The sequence below is a fragment of the Niastella sp. genome (assembly GCF_045805085.1).
GTDB lineage: Bacteria > Bacteroidota > Bacteroidia > Chitinophagales > Chitinophagaceae > Niastella.
The window spans coordinates 1-6,474 of sequence record NZ_JBJMLX010000283.1 but is presented as its reverse complement, the minus strand read 5'-3'; the positions used below and the strand labels follow the sequence as shown (position 1 = coordinate 6,474).

Annotated in this window: 5 protein-coding genes; 3 read left to right on the top strand and 2 right to left on the bottom strand. The window is 45.4% G+C overall.

What is annotated here, in order from left to right; translation table 11 throughout:
• Positions 1–663 precede the first annotated feature (663 nt).
• The 3 genes from lon (at position 664) to ACJ751_RS14785 (ending at position 4,961) form a co-directional block, all read left to right on the top strand.
• Positions 664–3,066 (top strand): endopeptidase La, encoded by a 2,403-nt coding sequence (lon, locus tag ACJ751_RS14795; RefSeq protein WP_407746275.1) that lies wholly within the window; start codon positions 664–666, stop codon positions 3,064–3,066.
• 293 nt (positions 3,067–3,359) lie between these two features.
• Positions 3,360–4,430 carry a type IX secretion system protein PorQ gene (gene porQ / locus ACJ751_RS14790; RefSeq protein WP_407746274.1) on the top strand — a complete coding sequence of 357 codons (1,071 nt, stop codon included), beginning with the start codon at positions 3,360–3,362 and terminating at the stop codon, positions 4,428–4,430.
• A 123-nt stretch (positions 4,431–4,553) separates the two neighbouring features.
• Positions 4,554–4,961 (top strand): response regulator transcription factor, encoded by a 408-nt coding sequence (locus ACJ751_RS14785; protein ID WP_407746273.1) that lies wholly within the window; start codon positions 4,554–4,556, stop codon positions 4,959–4,961.
• Between the two features lie 128 nt (positions 4,962–5,089).
• Here the strand turns inward: ACJ751_RS14785 and bioB are convergent, their stop codons facing one another.
• Both bioB and ACJ751_RS14775 read right to left on the bottom strand, forming a co-directional pair.
• Complete coding sequence (bioB, locus tag ACJ751_RS14780; protein ID WP_407746272.1) at positions 5,090–6,064, bottom strand: biotin synthase BioB; 975 nt, start codon at positions 6,062–6,064, stop codon at positions 5,090–5,092.
• Positions 6,065–6,134: 70 nt separating this feature from the next.
• Positions 6,135–6,474, bottom strand: a 340-nt coding sequence (locus ACJ751_RS14775; RefSeq protein ID WP_407746271.1) for a hypothetical protein, incomplete at its 5' end; no start/stop codon positions are given.

The window sequence follows — 6,474 nt, the reverse complement described above, 5'->3', positions numbered from 1 at the left end:
GCCGCTCCGGTTTTATCACAAGTAAGCAGCCCTTCCAGCAATGGTGCTGGCTCAGTTGCCGATGCCGGTGAAGAAGTTGATAAATGGTAATTTCGCTATAATGAATTAAAATCTAGCAAGCTCCCGAAAGGAGCTTTTTTTATGGCCTCCCCCCACCCCCCTCCGGTGGTGGGGGAGCATGGCCGCCTCGCGCATTTTCTTTAACTTCATAACTGTTTTAACTCGTAAACCTGTTAACTCGTCAACTGATCAACTCCACTCAGCCACCGTTGTGTCACTCCCTTGTACGTTCTGTTCTTTACTCAGCAACCTATAAACTGTATTTCTTTCTGCCGTCTGCCGTTTGCCGTTTGCCGTTTGCCGTCTGCCTTGCCCGCCGTCCGCGTGTCGCTGAAGCTTTATCGGAGGCGCAAGCTTTAGCGTAAAAGGGCCCACTGCCTTGCATAACCGTAATGCACCTATTATAAACATCGCCTCAATTATATACCCCTGATATTCTTTGTATTAACTCATCTTGTCCGGGTTCTCTGCCAAAACATGTAGTTATCGACCTGAAACCCATGCCTTTATTGCACTGGCATTAAACTTGACATATATGGCAATTGCCTTCAATTCATGGTTAATTAAGCAAGAGTATGTTATTTTGTCACAGATAATCTTTGTATGAAAGAAGCGAAAATATTATTCACGCCTGAAGATGAAATGGATTTTATTCCTATTATCCCCCTTAATGAAAATGAAGGGGATAATAATGCAGATATAGTCATTCCGTCGGAGTTGCCCCTGTTGCCATTGCGTAACACCGTTTTGTTCCCCGGGGTTGTTTTACCAATTACCGTGGGTCGCGATAAAAGTATAAAAGCCGTAAACGACGCCTATAAAGCTGACAAACTGGTAGGTGTTATAGCGCAAAAAGACAGTAATGTAGAAGATCCGGACGTTAAAGACCTGGAAGACATCGGTACGGTGGCCAAGATCATCAAAATGATTAAAATGCCCGATGGCGGCACCACCGTCATTATACAGGGTAAACGCCGGTTCAAAGTAAAGACGATCACCAGTGAGGACCCTTATTTCAAGGCCGAGGTAGAACTGCTGGAAGAGCCGGATGCCCCAAAGAATGAGGATTTCGACGCTTATGTGGCCAATATCAAGGAAATGGCAGGGCAAATCATTCAGCTGTCGCCCAATATTCCCTCCGAAGCCTCCATTATTTTACGCAATATTGAGAACCCCGCGTTCCTGATTCACTTTATTTCCAGCAATCTGAACACCGAGTTGACGGAGAAGCAGAAGCTGCTGGAAATGAATAATATCGAAAAGCGGGCCGACCTGTTGATGAAACTGTTGCAGCGCGAACTGCAGTTTGCCGAACTCAAGAACAAGGTGACCACCAAAACCAAAACGGAGCTCGATAAACAGCAGCGCGAATACTTCCTGCAACAGCAAATGAAAAGCATCAAGGAAGAGCTGGGTGGCGATACCAATGAGCGGGAGATCAAGGAAATGATGAAAAAGGCCGAGGCCAAGAAATGGACGGAGGCGGCAAAGGAAATGTTTAAAAAGGGCGTTGAGAAGCTGGAGCGTATGCACCCCAGCACGCCCGATTACTCCGTGGTGTACAATCACCTCGACCTGATGCTTGAGCTGCCCTGGGGCGAAGTGACCGAAGACCAGTACGACCTCAAAAAAGCCAAAAAAGTGCTCGACCACGACCATTATGGTATGGACAAGGTAAAAGAGCGCCTGCTGGAATACCTGGCCGTGTTGAAATTAAAGGGCGATATGAAAAGCCCCATCCTGTGTTTTGTGGGCCCTCCGGGTATTGGTAAAACCTCCCTCGGCCGCAGTATTGCTACGGCAGTTAAGCGGAAGTATGGCCGCGTAAGTTTGGGCGGTTTGCACGATGAAAGCGAGATCCGCGGTCACCGCAAAACCTATATCGGCGCCATGCCGGGCCGCATTATTCAAATGCTGCGGAAATTGAAATCATCGAACCCTGTTATCATTCTCGATGAAATAGATAAAGTAGGGAACGATTTCCGTGGCGATCCATCTTCAGCCCTGCTGGAGGTGCTGGATCCTGAGCAGAACAATAATTTCTACGATAATTACCTGGAACTGGAATACGACCTCAGCAAGGTCCTGTTCATTGCTACCGCCAATGACGTCAATAATATTCAACCTGCCCTGCGCGACCGCCTCGAGATCATTTACCTGGGCGGCTATGCTGTGGAAGAAAAGGTACAGATTGCCAAACGGCACCTGGTACCCAAACAAAAAGAAGCGCATGGATTAAAATCGGTTGACTTTAAGATCGCCGATAACATCCTGGAAAAGATCATTCAGAATTATACAAGAGAAAGTGGCGTGCGTGAGCTTGACCGTTACCTGGCTTCCATTATGCGGTACGAGGCAAAGGAATTTGCTATGAACGAATCGGTAAAAAGCGTCCTTACCGAAAAAGACATAGAGAAGATTTTGGGTAAACCCAAATACAACAATGAAATATACAAGGCAGCCAATATGCCAGGTGTGGCCATTGGCCTGGCCTGGACCTATGTAGGCGGTGATATTTTGTTTATGGAAACCAGCCTCAGCGATGGTAAAGGCGAATTAAAGCTTACCGGTAACCTGGGTAATGTGATGAAGGAAAGCGCGGTGACCGCGTTAACCTATTTACAGTCCAATGCTAAAAAGATAGGCATCAATGCGTCACTGTTCGAGAAGAAGAATATCCACGTGCATGTGCCCGAAGGCGCCGTGCCCAAAGATGGTCCAAGTGCCGGTATAACTATCATGACGGCAATTACCTCGGCATTAACAGGGAAGCGGGTAAAACCCTATCTGGCCATGACCGGTGAAATAACCTTACGCGGTCAGGTGTTGCCGGTAGGGGGTATCAAAGAAAAAGTGCTGGCTGCCCGCAGGGCCGGGTTAAAGGAGATTGTGATGTGCTCGCAGAATGAACGTGATGTGAAGGAAATTGAGCCGGCATTTATAAGAGGGTTAACATTTCATTATGTAAAAACAATGCAGCAGGTGCTGGATATTGCATTGGCATAATGCATTGGGATAATGGGATGTTGAGATCGGCCTTTAATTGGATTTTAATACGAACATCGACATCATTTTTGAACAAATAACAATTGAACCCTGTTAGTATAATATTCAACCGAGATTTTTTTTCATGTTGGTTGTTTTAAGGGTTAAAGAAATTCCTCCATGTCAATGGAGGAATTTTTATTTTATCCGCCGAATCCGCCAGCTGGCGAAGAAGGTGGATTGTACCTTGAGTCTTTTTTCGCTACTTTCGTACCCGATCCGCCTACGCCCTGGCTTCGGCGGATGAAGCCTTCATGAAAAGCAAACTGCTTATATTAGGTTTTTTATTGATCCTTACCCGTGCAAATGCGCAAACATTAGGCGGTAATACAGTCTATAATTTTTTAAAGCTCTCCAACACGCCCCAGTTAACAGCCTTAGGCGGTATCAATATTTCCAATCAAACCCAGGACATTGGCCTCGCGTTCAACAACCCGGCATTATTACGGCCTGCTATGCATACCCAGGCAAACATGGTTTTCAATTCTTTTTATGCCGGTATAAAGAACTATCATCTCATAGGAGGGTATCATGCTAATTCCCTTAACACCACTTTCGCAGCAGGTATTAATTATTTTAGTTATGGGTCGATAGCCGAAACCGATATGATGGGGAATGTGTCAGGCAACATGCGCCCGGTGGATTATGTAGCCCAGATCAGCGCCGCCCGGCAATATGGAGAGCGCTGGCATTACGGCGTTACGGCCAAATTCATCCATTCATCCTATGGCATTTATCGCTCGTCGGGCATAGCTATGGATATCGGCATTGCCTATGCCGATTCCACTCATTTATGGCAGGCTTCCCTTGTGGCAAAGAATATGGGCGCGCAGTTAAAACAATATACCGGCAGCAGCAGTGGCGATCTGCCTTTTGATCTGCAAGTGGGTATTTCAAAACGGCTGGCCCATGCACCGTTGCAGTTTTCGTTAACAGTAAATCAGTTGCACCAGTTTGATACTCGTTATAATGACACTTTATTTAACAGTGAAACGGGTTTAGCACAGGATAGCAAAGAAAAAAAATATATATTTGACAAGTTTTTCAGACATGTGACCCTGGCTGTGCAATTATTTGTTGGTGATAAAATTGAAGTAACAGCCGGGTATAATTACCTCCGCCGCAAAGAACTGAACATAACAAACGCCGGCAACGGACTAAACGGCTTTTCAATGGGTGTTGGCGTGTTATTCAAAAAAATCCAAATCCGCTACGCGAGGAGTTATTATCAAAATAATTCTTCCTATAACCAATTCGGCTTAAACCTCAGGCTAAACGACTATTTCGGCTCAGGCGGATTATTGAACAGAGCAGGAAATAATTAATTGTTTCCCCTTAATTTCTCTTAACCGCTTTCCTTGAACTTTTAAAATTTAAGGGTAATGGAAGTTTGTTTATCCCACAAAATCAGTAATCTTAATTTTCGCCATTAACTAAACCTTTTCTTAATGATCAAAGTGATTATAGCAGATGATCACAAATTAGTACGCGAGGCCTGGAACCTGCTGCTCAGCAGGGATAAAAGGCTGTCGATAATTGCCATCTGTGAAAACGGACGCCAGGTAATTGAAGCCTGCAAAACACTTTCACCCGACGTGGTATTAATGGACATCAATATGGAACCGGTGAGTGGTATTGAAGCAACCAGGGCCATCAGGGAGCATACTAATGAAATTCGTATTATTGGCATTTCCGTTCATACCGATCTCCCTTACATCAATGCCCTTATGCATGCGGGCGCCAATGGATATGTTACCAAAAACTCTTCCGGTGAGGAAATGATCAAGGCTATTATGCTGGTGATGGAAGGGAAGCAATATTTCTGTAAAGAGATAGCGGATATAATTAATTCCTAACGCGAAGTTGAAGGGCTGAAGTAGGAGGTAAGAAATTCAAGATTCATATAATAAGAAAAGGATCACCTGTATAACAGATGATCCTTTTTTAGTATTGTTTATCTTACTTCCTTCTTATTTCGGCTGTTCTATCCAACCAGCTCTTTTTCTTCCTTAAAAGCCTCACGCGGTGTAATTCCCAACAAATTAAACATGGCCTGGTCCTCATCAAAACTGGGGTTAGGCGTGGTCAGTAATTTCTCCCCGGTAAAAATGGAGTTGGCGCCGGCCATAAAGCAAAGGGCCTGGTCCGAAACGCTCATGGTAGCCCGGCCTGCACTCAAACGCACCATGGCTTTGGGCATCAGAATACGGGCGGTGGCGATCATTTTCACCATATCCCAAACATCAACTTTCTGATTGTTTTCGAGCGGCGTACCGGCTACAGCCACCAGTGCATTAATGGGCACACTTTCCGGATGCTCGGGCAGGGTGCTAAGGGTATGCAGCATTTTAACACGGTCGGCATGGGTTTCGCCCAAACCAACAATACCACCACAGCAAACGGAAATACCGGCCTTACGAACATTGTCCAGTGTTTCCAGGCGGTCGTTATAAGTGCGGGTAGTAATGATCTCGGTATAATATTCTTTAGATGTATCCAGGTTGTGGTTGTAAGCATATAAACCGGCATCCGCCAGTTTTTTGGCTTGTGTTTCGGTAAGCATGCCCAGGGTGCAGCATACTTCCATCCCCATTTCATTAACACCTTTTACCATGTCAATTACGCGGTCGAAGTCGCGGTTATCTCTCACTTCACGCCAGGCGGCGCCCATGCAAAAACGGGTTGAACCGGCTGCTTTTGCCTTGGCGGCATATTCCAGCACCTGGTCTTTCTGCATTAAAGCATGTACATCAACACCTGTACTGTAGCGGGCTGCCTGCGGACAATAAGCACAGTCCTCCGAACAACCTCCGGTTTTTATAGAAAGCAGGGTGCAAACCTGTACTTCTCCTGTGTCGTTGTACTGCCTGTGTATGGTGGCAGCACGATAAATGAGCTCAAGCAAGGGGGTATTGTAGATTTCCTGTATTTCTTCAATCTTCCAGTCGTTTCTAATCATGCGGTTTTCATTTAATTAATGGGAATTAAATTAATGGCGAAGATACATTGTTGAACGTTTTATACAACTTTTAGTTCAGTTGGGGTATATCCTTTTTATCCTTTAAATAGATAGATGAATCTTTCAAAAGCGGCCGGTTTTGCTTAAACAGTTTATTAAACACCACCCTGAACTGGTTAACGCCTGAGATGCTGTCGTACAACCCTTTATAATCGTTATCCGGGTAATACACCGCGTTCAGGTTCTGAAAATAGCGTACCGGGAATACCTCTTTGGTGGAGTCCCTGTTGCCATGATCGCCCATAAGAATGATCACGGCCGAAGGATTCTGTTGCTGAATAGCGGTTATCATTTCCCTGATGCGGCTATTGGCATAAGTTACATATTCCAGGTAGGCCGAAATGGGAAAG

Coding starts and splice junctions, on each gene's coding strand:
- ACJ751_RS14785 (WP_407746273.1), top strand. CDS start 4,554: ATGATCAAAGTGATTATAGCAGATGATCACAAATTAGTACGCGAGGCC.
- lon (WP_407746275.1), top strand. CDS start 664: ATGAAAGAAGCGAAAATATTATTCACGCCTGAAGATGAAATGGATTTT.
- bioB (WP_407746272.1), bottom strand. CDS start 6,064: ATGATTAGAAACGACTGGAAGATTGAAGAAATACAGGAAATCTACAAT.
- porQ (WP_407746274.1), top strand. CDS start 3,360: ATGAAAAGCAAACTGCTTATATTAGGTTTTTTATTGATCCTTACCCGT.